Genomic DNA, 18,873 nt, shown 5'->3' on the forward strand with positions numbered 1-18,873 from the left:
GCGCATTTCGCTGCACCATGCTGACATGGATGTCAGTAATTCACCTGTAGCCGGTTCCGACCACCCCGCAGCGGAAGAATATTGCCACCCCTGCGCGTGGGATACTTCGTTCCAATCGCTGACTGTGCCCGATTTGCTGGCGCGATCGGTGGCTGCTGCTCCCGATGCGCCGCTGGCGGATTTCATGGGGCGTATCTACAGCTATCGCCAGATTCATGACGAAGCGGTGCGTTTCGCCAATGGCCTGATCGCGCGGGGAATTGGTAAAGGCGACAGGGTTGGCCTTTTTCTGCCCAATGCGCCGATATATGTTTCGGCCTATTATGGTGCGATGATGGCCGGTGCGACGGTCGTCAACTTTTCTCCCCTGTATACAGCGGAAGAACTGAGCGCGCAGGTTGCCGATTCGGGCACCCGACTTTTGGTAACTGTCGATGTCGCCAGCTTGTTGCCTACAGCGCTGAAAGTTCTGGACGGATCGGAGTTGGAAACGCTCGTTGTTGGACGGCTTGGGTCAATGCTGCCTCTGGCCAAGCGCATTGCATTGGCGGTGCTGGGACGCAAGAGTCTTTCCGCCGTTCCCAACCGGCCCGATGTCATCGAATGGAGCGATTGTTTCGGCATTGGTGGCGGTGATTTGCCGCGCGTCGATCCTGCCGATCTGGCGCTTCTGCAGTATACCGGTGGCACTACCGGGCGGCCCAAGGGGGCAATGCTCAGTCATGCCAATCTTGCCACCAATGCTCAGCAGGTCGATGCGATCGACCCGTTCGAGGAGCGCGATGTGATCCTCGGCGTGCTGCCGATGTTCCATGTATTCGCCAATACCTGTGTATTGAACCGTACAGTGACCAAGGGTGGGTGTATCGCCATGTTGCCTCGGTTCGAGGCCGCGCAGGCGCTTAAGACGCTGCAGCGGACCAAGGCGACATCGTTTCCCGGCGTTCCGACGATGTATCAGGCGCTGCTCGATCACCCGCGAATTGCGAAAACCGATTTCACATCGCTGAAGGTATGTATTTCAGGCGGAGCTCCGCTGCCTGCACCGGTGCGCGAACAGTGGGAAGCGCAAACTGGCGCGCGGCTGGTGGAAGGATACGGCCTGACTGAAAGTTCGGGCGTGGTTTCGACCAACCCATATGAAGGGGAGCGCCGTCCGGGTACGATCGGCCAGGTGCTGCCGGGAACGCGGGTCATTTTGCTCGACAAGGAAGACGCCTCACGACTCGCCGATCCGGGGCAGCCGGGCGAACTGGTCATCAACGGCCCGCAAGTGATGCAGGGTTACTGGAACCTGCCCGATGCCGCAGTCACGGCCTTTGCCGAGATAAATGGCGAACGCTGGCTTCGCACGGGCGACGTTGCTGTGGTTGAAGAAGGCGGCTTCATCCGCATTGTCGACCGCATCAAGGACATGATTGCAGTTGGCGGGTTCAAGGTGTTTCCCAGCCAGGTGGAAGCGGTATTACTGGATAATCCGGCAGTGAAAGAGGCGCTGGTTCTTGGCTTGCCCGACGATTACCGCGGGGAAAAGCCCCATGCCTATGTCACGCTGAACCCTGATGCCAACACAACTGGTGAAGCGCTGACCGATTGGCTCAACGCCCGGATTGGTAAGCACGAGCGGGTTTCCGGGGTGACGATTCGCGACGAAATGCCCAAGACGATGATCGGCAAGCTCGACCGCAAGGCTTTGCGGCTGGAAGTGCTCGGTAGCTAATCGCTGTTCAGCGCGGCGCGGCGATCAAATGCCGTGATATGCGCGATACCATTGCACGAAAGCGGGCACACCGGCTTCGATAGATGTCGTGGGTTGATATCCCACAGCTTCGGTCAGCGCATCGATATCGGCATATGTCTTGTGCACGTCGCCAGGTTGCATCGGCAGCATCTTAAGCTGTGCTTTGCGCCCGCACGCTTTCTCAAGCAGTCCGATCACCTTCATCAGGTGTTCGGAGCGGTTGTTGCCAATATTGTAAAGCGCGTGCGGACGGCGGCTGCCACCCGCCTTTTCCGTGCCGTCGTCCGTGGGTGGATTATCAAGGCAAGCGATGATCCCGCTAACGATATCGTCGATGTAGGTGAAGTCGCGATACATATCGCCGTTGTTGAATACCGGCAGTTCTTCCCCTGCGAGTATCCGCCGGGTGAAGTTCCACATCATCATGTCTGGTCGGCCCCAGGGCCCGTAGACTGTGAAAAACCGCAGGCCTGTCAGCGGAATGTGGAACAGGTGGGCATACGATTCGCTCATCAGTTCATCCGCACGCTTGGTTGCGGCGTATAGCGAAACGGGATGGTCGGCCCGGTCAGCGACGGAAAACGGCAGCCTGTCGTTGCCACCATAGACCGAACTGGAACTGGCATAGACCATATGCTCGATCTGGCGGTGTCTGGCGACTTCCAGCAGATTGAGATGCCCCACGATATTGGAATGGGCATAGGCCATTGGGTTTTCGAGCGAATATCGTACACCCGCCTGCGCGCCGAGGTGCACAATCCGGTCGATTTCCTGATTCGCCAGTACCGAATCGAGAGCGGCCTTGTCGCCAAAGTCCACTATGTGCGTTTCATAGCGCGCTGTGTTGGCACCGTGTGCGATGCTGGCTGTCACATCGGCCATGCGGTCGCGTTTCAGACTCACAGGATAGTAATCGTTGAGGTTGTCTATCCCGACAACGCTATCGCCCCGCGCGAGCAGCACTTTGCTGACCGCTGAACCGATAAATCCTGCCGCCCCTGTAACTAATATCCGCATGAGCGCGGGATAGAAGGAGGGGTGTTAGCTGGCAATATGAAGCTTGGGTTCGCTATCGTCGTCGGGCAGCGCGGGCTCAACTGCGTGATGCTTGCCGGTTTCGCGATGGGCGAAACGGCCTTCGACAGCAGCACCTTGCTCGATCGTCAATGTGTCGTAGTGCACATCGCCTTCGATCCTGGCATTTTGCAGGACAACGAGTTCACGGGCAGTGATCGATCCGGTCACAGCACCGCCTATGCGGGCGCTTTCCGCCGAAATGGCCCCGGCGATATGGCTGCTTTCCCCCTGAACCAGACTGGCACAGGCGATGTCGCCTTCGATCTGTCCATCGATATGCAGGTCTGCACTCGCCGTGATATCACCCTTGATAGTGACATCGCTGCCGATGACAGAGAAAGTCGATCCCGTACTAGCCATTGGTACGCTCTGCCGAGGCGTTGCGGCGTGCTTCTTTGAGAACATCGGGAGCAGACTCCAGGAAAGGCCGCGGATTTACTGCGCGGCCATTGATTCGAACTTCGAAATGAAGGTGAGGGCCGGTCGAACGGCCTGTGCTGCCAATTGCACCGATAACTGCACCGGCTTTCACCTTTTCACCGACATGAGCGCTGAACTTCGACATATGCGCGTAACGCGTCACCATGCCATTGCCGTGGCTCACTTCGACGATATTGCCGTAGCCGGATTTCTGCCCGACGAACGTGACGACGCCTTTGGCCGCCGCATAAATCGGTGCGCCGATGGGGCCGCGGAAGTCCAGCCCCGAATGCATGGCCGCCGCTCCGGTAAATGGATCGCGACGAACGCCATAGCTCGATGTGACCATCTCAACCGAGGCGGGCAAAACCTGCGGAATGCCTTGCAGGCCGCGTTCCAGCGCTTCCATCCGGGCAAGGCTCAGGCCGAGCCGTTCGAATCGTGGATCGATCGAGCCATCAGCCGCAGTGGACAGTTTTTCGAGTGGACCACCCATCGCCTGATGCTTTTCCGCATTGACCATCGAGCGCGGATCCAGCCCTAGCTTGCGAATGGCCTGCGCTGCGCGGGCGGCGCGGCGGTCGGCATAGCGGGTAAGGCGTTCGACAAAAGCGAGTTGGCGTGCTTCAATGCGAGCGAGTGCCCCGGCTTCAGGGATGGAGGCGCTCACTTTGGAAACGGTTTTTGCTGCCTCGCCCGAGGAATCGCTTACTTTCGCGCCCTGCTTCACATCGGCGGGAAGCGAATCGACCATTTCTTCGATGAAATCCTGACGCCGTTTCAGATCGCTGGCGACAGCTTTGATGTTCCCGCGGTAGGCATCGACCCGCTCTTCAGCGGTAGAAACGCGCGCTTCGCGATCAAGTAAGGAAGCGCGGTCGGCCTCTGCGCGATATTGGCTCCAGGCCATTCCCGCCAGCGAGATACCCCACACTGTCAGGGCCAGTGTCACAGTACCGGCCGCCGCCATCTGGATGCGGGAGGACACCTTGATGAAGCGTACCTGCCCCTGTGATCGCATGAAAAATTCGCGATCCGGAAACCAGGCACGCAGGCGGTCGAGTGTTCCGCCAACGGCAAATTGCATTGTAAGGCGACCCCCGTCGTCCTGTTATGGTTGGCAGCCCGGTAGCAGCGCGATCGGTATCGGTCGAATCGAAGGCACCAAAACGGGGATGAATCGAGTGAGTCCTACGATAAAATGCGTATCACTCCGGATTTGATGGGAACCATTCTTATAATCTTGACAGTCAAGGAAGCCGAATCGGTCTCGACACTACCCCTGACATCGCTTGTCAGGCCTGCTAAGTTGAGAAAATGGATATTGCAGTAAATACAACGAACCCAGAAACCCTTGTGGCCGATCTTGCGCGCGAAGGTCGCAAGGCACAGGCCGTTTTGTCCCGGATGAGCGATGCCGATCGCGCGTCTGCCCTGCATTCCGCTGCGGCGGCGTTGCGAGAAGATCGCAAGACAATTCTGGCCGCTAATGCGGATGATATCGCAGCCGGAGAGGCGTCGGGCCTGACAGGTGCGATGCTGGATCGCCTGCGCCTCGACACAGATCGTCTCGCTGCGATTGCCGACGCAGTGGATTCCGTTGCCGACTTGCCGACTCCGGTTGGTCAGGTGATATCGCGTGATGAGCGTCCGAATGGCCTCGTGATCGAACGTGTTCGCATTCCCATCGGATTGATCGGCATCATCTATGAATCTCGCCCCAATGTGACAGCCGATGCTGCGGCATTGTGCCTGAAGAGCGGTAATGCAGCACTGTTGCGCGGAGGTAGCGAAGCCGTGCGTTCGAACCGAGCGATCGAAGCGGCATTTGCGCGTGGGCTGGAAAGCGCAGGCGTTCCTGCTGCAGCAATACAACTGATGCCAACTCAGGATCGGGCAGCTGTTGGGGCCATGCTGAAAGCGGCAGGACTGATCGATATGATCGTGCCGCGTGGAGGGAAAGGGCTGGTCGCACGGGTGCAGGCAGATGCACGGGTGCCCGTGCTCGCGCATCTTGATGGAATATGTCACACATATGTTCACTCTGCCGCCGATCCGGTGAAGGCGCGCGCGCTTGCTGTGAATGCCAAGATGCGGCGCACCGGGATATGCGGTGCGATGGAAACGTTGCTGATCGATACCGCATTTCCCGAAGCTGCAGAGCTGGTGGCCGATGTGATCGATGCGGGGTGCGAGGTGCGTGGTGACGAACGGGCACAAAAGCTCGATTCTCGGATCAAGCCCGCGACAGACGAAGATTGGGACACCGAGTATCTAGATGCGATTCTATCGGTAGCGATGGTGGACGGTATAGATGAAGCTCTGGCTCACATCTCAGCCCACAGTTCAGGCCATACAGATGTGATCGTGACTGAAGATGCGGGTGCAGAAGATCGATTCCTGAAGGAAGTGGATTCGGCAATCGTGATGACCAATGCATCCAGCCAGTTCGCAGATGGCGGCGAGTTCGGGCTGGGTGCGGAAATCGGGATTGCGACCGGCAGACTGCACGCGCGCGGCCCGGTGGCATTGGAGGGGCTCACTACCTATAAATGGTTGGTGCGCGGCACGGGGCAAACACGCCCCTGACGCGCTTCCTTCCAGCTATGGAGCGCAATCATGCAGTATAATCGCCTTGGCCAGACTGGCCTGCTCGTGTCCGAACTGTGCCTTGGCACGATGACATTCGGCGGAGATGGAATGTGGACTGCGATCGGGGCGCTGGCTCAGGATGAATCGAGTGCACTGGTGAAGCGTGCGTTCGATGCCGGGGTCAATTTTATCGACACTGCCAACGTCTATTCAAATGGCCTGTCCGAACAGATCACGGGTAAAGCGCTGAAGGATCTGGGCATCGCGCGAGATGAATATGTGCTCGCCACCAAAGCGCTTGGCCCAATGGGGGAAGGCGTGAATCAGCGGGGCGCGTCGCGCTATCACCTGATGCATGCCATCGATGAAAGCCTGACGCGGCTCGGACTGGACCACGTCGACCTTTACCAGATCCATGGCTGGGATCCGCTCACTCCGATTGAAGAAACCCTTCGCGCGCTCGACGATATCGTGCGTGCAGGCAAGGCGCGATATATCGGTGTATCCAATTGGTCAGCCTGGCAAATTGCCAAGGCGCTTGGCATTTCTCAGCGACTGGGGCTGGAAAGCTTCGCTTCGCTTCAGGCGTATTATTCGGTCGCCGGGCGCGATCTTGAGCGTGATGTCACGCCTATGCTCGAAAGCGAAGGTCTGGGTCTGATGGTATGGAGCCCGCTGGCCGGTGGTTTCCTGTCCGGGAAATACACGCGCGATGGCGGCAATGCGGATGGCCGCCGGGCACAGTTCGATTTTCCGCCGATCGACAAGGACAATGCCTATGACGCGGTGGACGCCATGCGGACGATTGCCGATGCGCGTGGTTGCACTGTGCCACAGGTCGCGTTGGCCTGGTTGTTAGCCAAGCCTGCTGTGACGAGCGTGATCATTGGCGCGAAACGGCTGGACCAGCTCGACGACAACCTTGGCGCGGTGAATGTGAGGCTGACCGATGATGAGTTGGCGACACTGGACGCTTGCTGTCCCTTGCCGCGTGAATATCCCGGCTGGATGGTCCAACGGCAGAGCGAATATCGTGCTGGCGCAAATGCTGGCGAAGCGCCGAAGGATTGATCGGTTTGGCGGACATGCGTCGCCGTTCCGGCCCGTTTGTCGGCCTGCTCGGCGGGAGCTTCAATCCAGCGCATACCGGGCACAAGCGGATAAGCCTGCTCGCCCGGCGCGCTCTGGGGCTAGATGAAGTATGGTGGATGGTCTCTCCGGGGAATCCGTTGAAGCCCAGGAAAGGCATGGCGCCGCTCAATGCCCGGGTCGCGGCAGCGCGGGTGATGGCACGTCGCGCACCGATCCGGGTAACTGCGATCGAGCGAGAGCTGGGAACGCGCTATACTTATGACACCTTGCGCGCCTTGCTGCGACGCTATCCCAAACGGCGTTTCGTATGGCTGATGGGGGCAGACAATCTGGCGCAGTTCGACCAATGGAAGAACTGGCGCGGCATAGCGCGCACGTTGCCGATTGCAGTGATTGCCCGGCCCGGCTATGATGACGATGCCCTCGCAAGCCCTGCGATGGCCTGGTTGCGGCGATTTGAAGTGTCTGCAGCTCGATTGAAAAATGCGGGCGAATGGAGAGCTCCGGCCCTGACAATGCTGCGTTTCGATCCTGATCCTACTTCCGCAACGGCGATCCGCCGGGGCAATCCGGATTGGGTGACGCAATATCTCAATGCCGCTCCCCGCGATGCGATCACTCACCACATTATTGGCGCGGAGGATAATCCGCTTTGATGATGCGCGTCGGTGAACTCATGGTTTTCGCCCATCATCGAAGGAGCTTGATCAACGCCTATGCAACAGGCGCAATCCTTGCCGGCATCTGCCGACAATCAGCGGGGCACTATGCCCGATACTGATACCCCGGCCGACCGGCTGCATCAGTTGGTTCTGAGCCAGCTAGACGACGATCAGGCGCAGGAGATCGTCTCGATCCCGCTTGCCGGTAAATCGAGCATCGCCGATTACATGGTGGTGGCAACAGGCCGTTCGACACGGCAGGTTGCCTCGATGGCACAGAAACTGGCTGAAAAGATCAAGCAGGAAGGGTTCGGGAACGCACGGGTCGAAGGCCTGCCGACTGCCGACTGGGTGCTGATCGACGCAGGCGACGTTGTCGTCCACTTGTTCCGTCCTGAAGTACGAAGCTTCTACAATCTGGAACGCATGTGGGGCTTTGGAGACGAAAAACCGGCGGCCAGCGGCACGGCATAATTTCTGGCGCGGCATGTGCCGCGGGTGTTGTTTTGCTCAGACGTTTTTTGACCGGGCCGGTTGCGTGCGTTCGCGGCTCGCAAAGGATTTTCTATCACGCTTCTCCATATCATCGCTCGCGGGAAAATCGCACGTTCGCCCGAAGCCGAGCTGGTGGTTCGATATGAGAAGCGCCTGGGCTGGCCGATCCGAATTACCGAGTTGCCGGAAACCGGCGGCAAAGTTGCCGACCCATTGTCGCCGTGCCGCACAGTTTTGCTCGACGAGCGCGGCAAGGCGATGGATTCCGAACAGTTTGCCGAGGTGATTGGCCGCTGGCGCGACGATGGGGTGCGTGAAGTGCGGTTCGTACTCGGTGCGGCAGACGGACATTCGGATACCGAGCGTGATGCGGCGGATATGCTGTTGTGCTTTGGCAAGATGACCTGGCCGCATTTGCTAGCGCGGGCGATGCTGATGGAGCAACTCTATCGGGCAACCACGATCCTTGCCGGGCACCCCTACCACCGCAGCGGATAATCGGGCATGAGGCGGACGCCATGACGCCACGCCCGCTCTTTGCTGTGATCGCCATAGTCTTGCTCGCCCTGGGCGGCTGGCTCGCTAGCGATGCGATCGCGCAGCGGGCGTCCGAAACCTATACCGATGCAGGAGAGGCGCAGCGCGCACTGGCGAAAGCGCAAGCCGATGGGCGTGCCGCTGCAGCGCGGGCGGAAAAGCTGGAGCAGCGTGCGCGGGATGCACGCGCTGTCGCAGACAAGAGCGCTCAGGAAGCTGCTGCCATCGCGGCCCGTATCCAGCAAGATGAAGCAGGAATTGCGGCGGCGCAGGCGCGTATAGCTATTGTCGGGAAGCAACGTGCTGCGCTCGATGCGCGGCTGGCGGTTCGCCGAGGTCCATTGGTACGGCTGACCGGTGCGTTGCAGAAAATGGCCATGCGGCCACTCGCACTATCGATATTCAAGCCCGGATCGCTTCGCGAAACAGTGTATTTACGTGCTGTGCTTGAAACAACGATTCCCGAAGTTCGCAAGCGCACGGCTGCATTGCGGGGGGAAATTGCGCGCCGTGACCGCATCGTTGCCGAAGCGGCGCAGGCACTCGCGGCTCTTAAGAAAAGCGAGGCGGCCCTGAGCAATCGCCGCCGCCAGCTGGCAGCAGTCGAATCCCGGCAACGCCTCGCATCGCGCAAGGCAAGCGGGGATGCCACTCGGGAGGCGGAGCGCGCACTTGCGCTGGCGGAGCAGGCCCGTGATCTCGATGCGCTGGTGGGGCAACTCGACGCTGCCGGAATGTTGCGCCGTCAGCTTGCAGCACTGCCAGGCCCTGTCCTGCGACCTGCGCGGGGCGGTGCTGTAAAAGTGGCGGAGCCTGCCGCCAGGTCGAGCGATGCGGCAAATCCGCAAATGCGGTTTCAGCTTCCGGTGGTTGGACGCACGGTTTCCGGATTCGGGGAGGCAGGTGTTGGCGGTGTACGCGCCACTGGCATATCGCTGGCCCCTGTCGATAGAGCGCAAGTGGTGGCTCCTGCCGAAGGGCGCGTCGCATTTGCAGGGCCATATCGTGGGTTTGACCGAATCGTGATTATAGAACACCCCAATGGCTTCACCAGTGTTGTGACCGGCCTGGTCCGCGCCGACGTGGCAGTGGGTGACGAACTCGTGGCAGGCGCGCCGATTGGCATTGCAGGAACCGGGCAGGCAATTGTCACATTCGAACTGCGAAGGCAGGGGGAAGCGGTCAATCCGCTCGATTATGTTCGTTGACCGTCAGACGATCCTCATCTGGCATTAAGCCCTCTGCTCGGATAGTATGCGACAACACTCTTAAGGGATCGACGCAGTACATGAAATTTGCCGCCCTCGTCCGCTCCGCTGCACTTGTCACGGCGGTCGCTCTTGTTCCTGCAACTACCGCTGGCTTTGCTCAGGTAGATAGCCGGGCGAGCCCGGAATTTGCCAAGCTGTTCGCGGTCTATAACCGTATCAAGGCAAGCTATGTCGATCCCGTGTCCGACGATAAACTGGTGCGCGGAGCGATCGACGGGATGCTGGCCAGCCTCGATCCGCATTCGGCCTATCTCGATGGTGGCGATCTCCAGCGGCTGGAGACGATGATCGATGGCAACTATTCGGGGCTCGGTCTGTCGGTTGTGATGGACGACGGTGCGGTCAAGATTGTCTCCCCGTTCAAAGGCAGCCCTGCCGACAAGGCAGGCATCAAGGCCGGTGACTATATCACCCACCTTGATGGCAAGCTGATTTACGGCGGCAGTCTGGATGATGCCGTGGCGCAGATGCGTGGCGAGGCGGGCACCAAAATCCGCCTCACGATCTATCGTCCGGGTAGCGACGAACCGTTCGATGTAACGGTAACGCGCGGCGTTATCGAACTGGAGCCTGTTACGTCGGAGCTGAAGGCAGGCAACATCGGCTACATTTCCGTCAACGAGTTCTCGCGCGATGTGGGTTCCGATGTGTTTTCTGCTTACGAGAAGATGAAGACGCAAGCGAAAGGCCGATTGAACGGGCTGGTACTCGATCTGCGGCGCAATCCGGGTGGTTCGCTGGACGAAGCGGTCGCATTGTCCGATCTGTTCCTGACCGACGGTACGATCGTGTCGCAGCGGGGCCGGGCGAAAGGCGAATCGATCACCTACGATGCCGAAACCGTCTATCGTGGCGATATGGCCAAGAACGTGCCGATGATCGTGCTGATCGATGAAGGTTCGGCTTCTGCCAGCGAGATTGTCGCCGGTGCACTGCAGGATCACCATCGGGCGATGATCATGGGCGAACGCAGCTTCGGTAAGGGCAGCGTGCAAACCTTGCTGCCATTGGGCAAGGACGCTGCACTCAAGCTGACGACAGCACGGTATTACACGCCTTCGGGCCATTCGGTTCAGGAAGGCGGTATTGAGCCTGACGTGATCGTGCCGCAGCTTTCCGATCCCGACCTTGCCAAGCGTGAGAAGATGAGCCTGCGCGAATCCGATTTGCGCGGCCATCTCGTCAACGAAGCGGCGCTGAAGGACAAGGATATGGAAAGGGACAAGAAAGCCGATCCGCGCTTCCAGCAGACCGCCGAAGAGCTGAAGGCGAAGGGGATCGAGGATTTCCAGCTCGATTATGCCTTGAAGACGCTGCGCCGTACAACATCGGGCAATATTGCGCGGAAGGACTGATTCGATGGCACGTTTAGCCAGTGAAAGACAGGCGCAGATTCTTGCGCTGCTCCTCCCCGTGGGTTTGCTAGGCGGGGCCTATATCAGCCAGTACGTCTTCGGCTTATATCCGTGTGAGATGTGCTGGTGGCAACGCTATCCGCATTTTGCGGCACTGGCGTTCGCGCTGCTGTCGTTTGTTGTACCGCCCCGGCGATTCTGGATAGCGCTCGCGGGGCTGGCGATCATCGTGTCCGGTTTGATCGGTGCGTATCATGCCGGAGTCGAATATGGCTGGTGGCAGGGCCATACCGCCTGTTCGGCAACTGCGCTGGGCGGTGGCGATCCTCTCGATGCAATCATGAATGCACCCCTGATCCGCTGTGACGAGGTACAGTGGAGTCTGTTTGGCATTTCTCTGGCCGGATACAATTTCCTGCTCTCGACTTTTGGCGGTCTCGCAGTCCTTTGGCTGTTGGGGCGGCGCAAGGGAGATACGTTGTGAATCGGCCCGACACCGCTCGAATGATCCGCGTCGATCAGGCGGGGGAATATGGTGCGACGCGCATATATGCCGGGCAGCTGGCCGTCATGGGAGATCGCGCGCCGGGGGCTGGTGAGATCGCCGGCATGGCTCAGCAGGAAGCAGATCACCGCGCCCGGTTCGATGCGCTGATGGCTCGGCGGGGCGTGCGCCCGACATTGTTGCAACCCTTCTGGTCCGTTGCCGGGTTTGCGCTGGGCGCAGGGACTGCGCTGATCGGCCCGAAAGCGGCGATGGCTTGTACAGCTGCGGTCGAAACCGAGATCGACCTGCATTACACCGCTCAGCTCGAAGAGCTGAAGGTGGATGGACACGATCCGGAGCTTGCCGACATGATCGAGGAATTTCGCGAGGATGAGCGCGAACACCGCGATGCCGCGTTGGCGGCCGGGGCAGAACAGGCGCCTGCCTATCCGTTGCTGTCAGGCGCGATCCGGCTTGGGTGTCGTCTTGCTATCCGGCTGGCGGAGCGTATCTAGAGTTTAATGCACCGTTCAGCGTATCTCTGGATTTGCTGATTGACGATTTCGAGGAGTTCGACCGATGACTGCTGCCCGTTTGCTTGCCCTTCCGACGCTGGCCGTCGTCTCGCTGTGGGCGCTTCCCGCTGCGGCGCAGGATCACGCGCAGGATGCGCCGGGCGATGATTCGGTGAATATGGTCATCGTGTATGGCGAAGACGAATGCCCGCAATCGACCGAAGCGGAAATCACGGTTTGTGCCCGGCGGCCGGAAGGCGATCGTTTCCGCATCCCATCTTCGCTCCGTACATCGGATAGCCCGGAAAACACCTCGTGGACCCAGCGGGTTCAAAAGCTGGAAACCGTTGGTAACTTCGGGGCAATGTCGTGTTCACCGAGAGGCGCAGGCGGGTTCACCGGGTGTACTCAGGCACTGGTCGATGCTGCTTATGCCGCGAAAAAGGAATCGAGCGACATCCGGTTTGGAGAGTTGATCGAGAAAGCGCGCCAGGAACGCCTCTCAACTATCGATACCGATGCCGCGGCGGAGCAGGCACGAGTCGAACAAATCGAAAAGCAGCAGCTGGACAAGGCTAAGGCGGACCGTGCCGATGCCGTGCCGGATGCCAAAACTGAATCTGCGGCTGATAATCCGCCCCGGCACTGATCTTCGGGACTGGAGCTAGGGCTCTTTTAAGCATTCATAGTTAATGTGCCGGGCATGACTGCACCGCGCAAAATTCTCACCGTATTCGGCACTCGCCCCGAAGCGATCAAGCTGTTCCCGTTGGTTCACGCACTCGATGCCGATCCGCGCTTCGTGTCGCGCGTGGCTGTTTCGGGGCAGCATCGTGGGATGCTGGATCAGGTGCTGCAGATAGCGGACATCACGCCGCACCATGATCTTGCGGTTATGCAGCCGAATCAAACGCTTGATGCGCTGACGGCCAACCTGCTGATCGGCCTTGGCAAAGTCATGGATGAGGAGCGGCCAGACTGGGTCATCGTGCAAGGCGATACTGCGACCGCGATGGCAGGTGGTCTGGCTGCATATTATCGGCAGATACCGGTCGCTCATGTCGAGGCGGGTTTGCGTAGCGGCAATATCTATCATCCGTGGCCGGAAGAGGTGAATCGTAAGATCGTCGGTTCATTTGCTACGCTGCACTTTGCGCCGACTCAGACTGCGGCCGATGCTCTATTGAGGGAGAACGTTACAGCGGACACGGTTCACATAACTGGCAATACCGTCATAGATGCGCTTCACTGGGTCACAGAGCGGATCGAGCGCGAACCGCACCTCGCATCTGGGCTGGCCGAACTTGAGCAGCGTTTCGCAGGCAAGCGGATCATTGGCATGACCAGCCATCGTCGCGAGAATTTTGGCGAAGGTCTGGAGGCGATTGCTTCGGCAGTCACACGGCTTGCCGCGAGATCCGATGTCGCGGTGATTTTCCCGGTGCATCTTAACCCCAATGTGCGCGCCGTGATGAATCAGCGGCTCGCCGGGCTCGATAATATCGCATTGATCGAACCGCTTGATTATCCGCACTTTGCGCGTTTGATCGCGATCAGCGATATCATGCTGACAGACAGCGGCGGGGTGCAGGAAGAAGCACCGGCGCTTGGCAAGCCAGTCTTGGTGATGCGGGAAACGACCGAGCGCCCGGAGGGCGTTGCTGCTGGCACAGCCAAACTGGTTGGCACAAACGCAGATACAATCGTTGCCGAGGCAGAACGACTGCTCGACGATTCAGTAGCTTACGAAGAAATGGCCCGCGCGCATAACCCGTTCGGTGACGGACAGGCCAGCACGCGCATCGTCGATTTATTAGCGGGCTGACCGATCAGGGGCGCCCAATGCTGGTGTAAGTGAAGCCCTTCGCGCGCATATCGTCAGGGCGATAGATGTTGCGAAGGTCGACGATGACCGGTGCATTGGCCAATTCCTTGACCCGGTCCAGATCGAGCGCACGGAATGCGTCCCACTCCGTTACGATGGCAACTGCGTCGGCACCTTCGATGGCTGCGTATGGATCATCGCACATGACAACTTTGGGCATCAGCGGTTTTGCCAGCTCCATCCCTTCGGGATCGTAAGCAGCAACATTCACGCCTGCATCGGTGAGAGCCTGTGCGATGGCAATCGCGGGTGAATCGCGCATATCGTCGGTATTCGGCTTGAAGGTGAGGCCCAGCAGAGCCGCTTTCTTGCCGCGTGCAGCCTCGACCCCACCAAGCGATTCGATCACTTTGCGGCCCATTGCGCGTTTGCGGCTCTCGTTGACCTTGGCAACAGCCTCGACGATCCGCACCGGGCTGTCGTAATCCTCAGCGGTCTTGAGCAGCGCGAGCGTATCCTTGGGAAAGCAGCTTCCCCCGTACCCAGGACCGGCGTGGAGGAATTTGGGGCCGATACGGTTGTCCATCCCGATCCCACGCGACACATCCTGCACGTTCGCGCCGACTTTCTCGCACAAGTCGGCCATTTCGTTGATGAAGGTGATCTTGGTCGCCAGAAATGCATTGGCGGCATATTTGATCAATTCGCTAGAGCGGCGGCCCGTAAACAGGATCGGCGCTTCATTGAGGAAGAGCGGGCGATAGACCTCGCGCATAACTTCCCGCCCGAAATCATCTTCCGCGCCGATTACAATCCGGTCCGGGCGTTTGAAGTCACCAATCGCCGCCCCTTCGCGCAGGAATTCGGGGTTGGACACCACCGCGACACGATGCTGGCAACCGGTTTCCGCGATGATCCGCTCGACCTCGTCGCCAGTGCCGACCGGAACCGTCGATTTGGTGACTACCACAGCATCACCCGAAAGGCTTTCGCCTACCTCCTGAGCAACGGCATAAACAAAGCTCAGATCCGCATGACCATCGCCCCGCCGACTGGGGGTGCCGACGGCGATGAAGATGGCGGACGCACCCCTGATGCCCTCAGCCAGATCGGTGGTGAATGAAAGTCGCCCGGCTTTCACATTGGAATCGACCAGTGCGTCGAGCCCCGGTTCGTAAATCGGCATGATCCCGTCGCGCAAACGGTCGACCTTCGACTGATCCTTGTCGATACAGACGACATCGTGCCCAAAATCGGCAAAACAGGCACCGGAGACAAGCCCGACATAACCTGAGCCGACCATTGCGATTTTCATGTGTGGATGCCCTCAATGCGCTTCATTGCAAGCTCTCTAGGAGGCGATCATGTACTAATCAACACAAGGCATTGAGGAAGCTAATGCCTGAATGCATCCCGATATTTTGATTGAGTCCGCTCATTTCGAAGTGGTCAATGTGCTTTTGCCAGACGTAATGGATAATGGAGAAATAGTCGCTTTGATCTTACCGCCAAAAGACCATGCACGGCCGTTCAGAATGATGGCGGCAAAATGGCACTCAGCGGGGATGCTGCTGATCGATAGATCGATTGGACTGGAGGTGAATTGAGTACTCCCGAGTGTTGAGCCTAACTCGACACAGGAAACGCTCACCTCGAGAGGAGAAGTATCCGTGAAACCGGTCCCTTTAAAATTGCCCTGAATATGTAGCGAATCACCGCCGTTCACAGGAATGATTTTGGTAGCGAAAACACCGCCTTTACCTGGCTTGATGGATATGTTCAGGTCGTCTGAATCTCCAGGGACGGATGCTTGAAATCCGTCCTTGTCGCTCAATGCCCAATCGAATGGTGGAACAGACGAATCCCATCCCTTGGTCGAAGTCCGCTTCTTGATCAGGTGCGTATACAACTTGTATGCGCTGGCAATGTCCCCAGTTCTGGCGAATGCGATCAACAGTGTGCGATCAGTCGTGCTTTCAATTGCATCGTTCGGAAGACGAGCGCGCAGCTTGGCAAGATTCTGAAGCGCTCTAGGGTTTTGAGCGGCATAGTCTAGAAAGCCGTTCATCCAGTCAGGACGAGTCCGAAACACCTCCAGAAATGCAGAGAATGAATCGTCATTCTCGAGCATGCCGGCAAGGATCTGGTATAATTGTGGTCGTTGTTGCCTTCTTACCAGCAGGATCTCGTTGAGCACCCTGATTGATTGGCTAACTTCTCCAGAAGCCGCGTAATTCCGCAGCAATGCCGCCTGTAAAAGAGGTTCGCGTCGACTAATTGTACTGGCAAGATGCAGAAGTTCGCGACTTTCCGGCTCTGCTTTGCTTAAACTTATGATAGCCAGTGAAGCAGGACTCAAGGGGGCCTGCTTGTATGCGTTGAGAGCGTACCTTTCCGCTTGTGGTGAGGGCCGCTCTGGATTTTCTGGCGTTTCAGCAACTTGTGCGCGATAGATGCCAGCCGCTAGATCGTCATTGGTGGTGCCATTCCAAGGCGCAATGGAGACAGCATAATCTGGCTGCCTTCGCGACAAGATATTCGCGGAAGTGTCCAACGCGGCATATGTCGCGCCGACAATGGAAAGGATGATCAACCCAGTTGTGCGAATGACACTGGATGATCGAGATTTCAAATTAGGCATTTAGCTATGCTCTTCTGTCTCGTCCGTACCTCCGTAGCCATAGCCGTAGCCGTAGCCGTAGCCATAACCATATGCATGATTACGCGAATCAAGTTTGGTGATTACAGCGCCAAAGAGCTTTGCATCGGCCTCGCGGAGGCGACGCAAAGCATTTTCGATAGCTCGTACTTTGACGTCGTTCGATTCAATCAGATAAACGGTTCCTTCTACCGCTCTCGAAATTTCGAGAGCGTCTGCGAGGCCAAGCACAGGTGGGCCGTCCACAAGAATGAAATCGTAAGTTTCGCCGAGTCGTTCGATCAACCGCAGCAGACCATCCCCTGCTAAAAGGTCGGCCGGGTTGGGGGGTCTGTGACCGGTCGGAAGTAGATCGAACCCATGTTCAGCCAAAGGCACGACCATCGATTGGATATCTTCAGTCGCACCAACGAGTAAATTGCTCAGACCCGATTGAGACTTGGCAGCCTGGCCGAGGAAATCCATCAGGCCTGAATTGCGCAAGTCCGCATCGACGAGAAGAACCTTCTTCCCGAGCATCGCAAAACTTCGGCAAATAGCCACCGAAGTCAGTGACTTGCCTTCGTTGGGGCGAGTACTCGTAAGCTGGATCGATCGTGGCGCGCCCTGCGGTGTCGCGAAGGAAAGGTTTGACCGGACTGCGGTATATGCTTCCGAAATTTCGGAGCTGCGCACTCCCAGTTCCTGCAGCGGATCGTCAGACTCTGTGCGCGGAATAAGGCCCAAAGGAGTGAGGCCAAGCAAGCGCTTGATATCATTTGGATCACGGATCGTTTGGTCGAGGGTTTCCCGTCCAAAGATCAGGCCTGCCGACGCTGCTACCGCCCCAAGAATAGCCAATGCCAAATTTAATGCGAGCGAGGGGCGATAAGGTTCGGTAGCTGGAATTGCCGACTGCACCAGTGTCATATTGTTTTTACCGGCACCTTCCGCTTCGAGTTCTTTGTATCGTTGCAGAAGCGCGTTATACAATTCGCGGTTGGTATCCACTTCACGCTTGAGAATGCCGTACTGGATACCGCCGGTCTGCTGCTGCTGAAATGATCGCTGCGCTTTCAAGACGCTCTTTCTCAGCGCATCCTCTTCCATCTTGGCCTGACGATAGGCATCGCGAACGTCGGAGGCGTCGCGATTGTCGGCTTTGGCGACTGCAGATTTGAGCGCGACCACTTCGGCTTTCGCTGCACGCAGCGGAGGGTAATCCGGGCCGAAATTGCTTTCGAGTGTTGCCATGCGTGCCTGTGCGTCAGCAAGTTTCACTTCCAGTTGCACGGCCTGCCGGTTCGTACCTGTAGGACCGGCATTTGCCATCATTGCACTTTGCGCGGCAATGCGCTTCGCGGTCGCTTGGGCCAGGGCCTGGTTGAGGGCGCTTAGGGTACTCCCGACTAACGAGGAGCTCGTGGAGCCTTTGCTGTCCCCGGTGGTGCCGGAATCGATAATCGTTATGTCATGCTGATTGGCGTAATTGACTAGGTCTGCTTCTGATTGTGCCAGTTTGGTCCGCAACTCTTCAATCTGGTCCTGCAGGTATCGGCGAGCGTCGATGTTGGAGCCAAATTGTTTGTCGTAGTTTGCCGAGAGGAAAGTGTTGGCCCAAGCGTTGGCGATCTCGGCTGACAGGACCTTGTCTGAGCTGGAAAAATTGATGTTGACGAGATTGGAGTTGCGAACTGGCTCGATCGTGACGTTATCCAGCAGGATTTCCGACGCACGCTTCTTGTTCAAACTTTCATCAGGTTCGATTTCAAACGCGCTGCGGAACTTGTCGGATGCAGTCAGGTTTTCGCCTTCGACAACTGCTTCTGCGATGAAGCGAGAGTCCAGCAGTTTGTATTGCGTTTCATAATACTGATTATCAGCCTGAAGTTGCTCAACTTCCGGTGTATCCACATTGGTAACGCTGCCGACTATGCGATTTATTTCGATAATCGAGTAGCTTCTGAACATCGGTGTCGATAGCAATGTGACAACCAGCCCGATTGCCACACAGGCGACAAAAATCGCAGCGATCCAATAGCGCGAGTGGATCGTTTGGCGCCAATATTTCTCGAACATAAGCGCATAATCGACGCCCTCGAGATGGTCACCCCGATCATTCTGAGCCGCGTAGTTTTCAGGCGCGGTTGCAGTGTAATTGTTCAT

18 protein-coding genes are annotated in these 18,873 nt (G+C 58.0%); 12 read left to right on the top strand and 6 right to left on the bottom strand.

Annotation, left to right across the window (positions count from 1 at the left end):
• Positions 1-25: 25 nt before the first annotated feature.
• Positions 26-1,720, top strand: coding sequence for a long-chain-fatty-acid--CoA ligase (locus tag D6858_RS14555; RefSeq protein WP_120112238.1), 1,695 nt, complete (start codon positions 26-28; stop codon positions 1,718-1,720).
• 24 nt (positions 1,721-1,744) lie between these two features.
• Here the strand turns inward: D6858_RS14555 and D6858_RS14560 are convergent, their stop codons facing one another.
• The 3 genes from D6858_RS14560 to D6858_RS14570 are packed head-to-tail and all read right to left on the bottom strand — an operon-like array spanning position 1,745 to position 4,325.
• Positions 1,745-2,758 (bottom strand): NAD-dependent epimerase/dehydratase family protein, encoded by a 1,014-nt coding sequence (locus tag D6858_RS14560; RefSeq protein ID WP_120112241.1) that lies wholly within the window; start codon positions 2,756-2,758, stop codon positions 1,745-1,747.
• 24 nt (positions 2,759-2,782) lie between these two features.
• Entirely contained in the window at positions 2,783-3,178 is a 396-nt protein-coding gene (locus D6858_RS14565) for a bactofilin family protein (RefSeq protein WP_205664967.1), read from the bottom strand.
• Positions 3,171-4,325: a M23 family metallopeptidase gene (locus D6858_RS14570; RefSeq protein ID WP_120112247.1), complete on the bottom strand. Its 1,155-nt coding sequence runs from the start codon at positions 4,323-4,325 to the stop codon at positions 3,171-3,173. The genes D6858_RS14565 and D6858_RS14570 overlap by 8 nt, the downstream gene beginning before the upstream one ends.
• A 230-nt stretch (positions 4,326-4,555) precedes the next feature.
• On the opposite strand from D6858_RS14570, the gene D6858_RS14575 reads away from it, so the two are divergent.
• The 11 genes from D6858_RS14575 (at position 4,556) to wecB (ending at position 14,069) form a co-directional block, all read left to right on the top strand.
• Positions 4,556-5,827: a glutamate-5-semialdehyde dehydrogenase gene (locus D6858_RS14575; RefSeq protein WP_120112249.1), complete on the top strand. Its 1,272-nt coding sequence runs from the start codon at positions 4,556-4,558 to the stop codon at positions 5,825-5,827.
• Between the two features lie 30 nt (positions 5,828-5,857).
• Positions 5,858-6,901, top strand: coding sequence for an aldo/keto reductase (locus D6858_RS14580; RefSeq protein ID WP_120112252.1), 1,044 nt, complete (start codon positions 5,858-5,860; stop codon positions 6,899-6,901).
• 14 nt (positions 6,902-6,915) lie between these two features.
• Entirely contained in the window at positions 6,916-7,578 is a 663-nt protein-coding gene (locus D6858_RS14585; RefSeq protein ID WP_120112734.1) for a nicotinate-nucleotide adenylyltransferase, read from the top strand.
• Positions 7,579-7,689: 111 nt separating this feature from the next.
• The gene (gene rsfS / locus D6858_RS14590; RefSeq protein WP_102155112.1) at positions 7,690-8,058 is read left to right on the top strand and encodes a ribosome silencing factor; all 369 of its coding nucleotides are present in this window, start codon (positions 7,690-7,692) and stop codon (positions 8,056-8,058) included.
• Positions 8,059-8,118: 60 nt separating this feature from the next.
• Positions 8,119-8,577 (top strand): 23S rRNA (pseudouridine(1915)-N(3))-methyltransferase RlmH, encoded by a 459-nt coding sequence (locus D6858_RS14595; RefSeq protein ID WP_240623861.1) that lies wholly within the window; start codon positions 8,119-8,121, stop codon positions 8,575-8,577.
• 20 nt (positions 8,578-8,597) lie between these two features.
• Positions 8,598-9,824, top strand: coding sequence for a murein hydrolase activator EnvC family protein (locus D6858_RS14600; RefSeq protein WP_120112258.1), 1,227 nt, complete (start codon positions 8,598-8,600; stop codon positions 9,822-9,824).
• Between the two features lie 80 nt (positions 9,825-9,904).
• Positions 9,905-11,242 (top strand): S41 family peptidase, encoded by a 1,338-nt coding sequence (locus D6858_RS14605; protein ID WP_120112260.1) that lies wholly within the window; start codon positions 9,905-9,907, stop codon positions 11,240-11,242.
• 4 nt (positions 11,243-11,246) lie between these two features.
• Entirely contained in the window at positions 11,247-11,726 is a 480-nt protein-coding gene (locus tag D6858_RS14610) for a disulfide bond formation protein B (RefSeq protein WP_120112263.1), read from the top strand.
• 20 nt (positions 11,727-11,746) lie between these two features.
• Positions 11,747-12,244: a demethoxyubiquinone hydroxylase family protein gene (locus D6858_RS14615; protein WP_120112266.1), complete on the top strand. Its 498-nt coding sequence runs from the start codon at positions 11,747-11,749 to the stop codon at positions 12,242-12,244.
• Positions 12,245-12,308: 64 nt separating this feature from the next.
• Positions 12,309-12,893 carry a hypothetical protein gene (locus tag D6858_RS14620; protein ID WP_120112270.1) on the top strand — a complete coding sequence of 195 codons (585 nt, stop codon included), beginning with the start codon at positions 12,309-12,311 and terminating at the stop codon, positions 12,891-12,893.
• A 54-nt stretch (positions 12,894-12,947) separates the two neighbouring features.
• Positions 12,948-14,069 (top strand): non-hydrolyzing UDP-N-acetylglucosamine 2-epimerase, encoded by a 1,122-nt coding sequence (gene wecB, locus D6858_RS14625; RefSeq protein ID WP_120112273.1) that lies wholly within the window; start codon positions 12,948-12,950, stop codon positions 14,067-14,069.
• Positions 14,070-14,073: 4 nt separating this feature from the next.
• Here the strand turns inward: wecB and D6858_RS14630 are convergent, their stop codons facing one another.
• The 3 genes from D6858_RS14630 to D6858_RS14640 all read right to left on the bottom strand — a co-directional run bounded on the left by D6858_RS14630 (position 14,074) and on the right by D6858_RS14640 (position 18,873).
• Complete coding sequence (locus D6858_RS14630) at positions 14,074-15,384, bottom strand: UDP-glucose dehydrogenase family protein (RefSeq protein WP_120112276.1); 1,311 nt, start codon at positions 15,382-15,384, stop codon at positions 14,074-14,076.
• A 120-nt stretch (positions 15,385-15,504) separates the two neighbouring features.
• Positions 15,505-16,662 (bottom strand): hypothetical protein, encoded by a 1,158-nt coding sequence (locus D6858_RS15675; protein ID WP_165859714.1) that lies wholly within the window; start codon positions 16,660-16,662, stop codon positions 15,505-15,507.
• A 48-nt stretch (positions 16,663-16,710) separates the two neighbouring features.
• Positions 16,711-18,873 carry a GumC family protein gene (locus tag D6858_RS14640; RefSeq protein ID WP_120112283.1) on the bottom strand — a complete coding sequence of 721 codons (2,163 nt, stop codon included), beginning with the start codon at positions 18,871-18,873 and terminating at the stop codon, positions 16,711-16,713.

Source organism: Tsuneonella suprasediminis (genome assembly GCF_003605755.1).
GTDB lineage: Bacteria > Pseudomonadota > Alphaproteobacteria > Sphingomonadales > Sphingomonadaceae > Tsuneonella > Tsuneonella suprasediminis.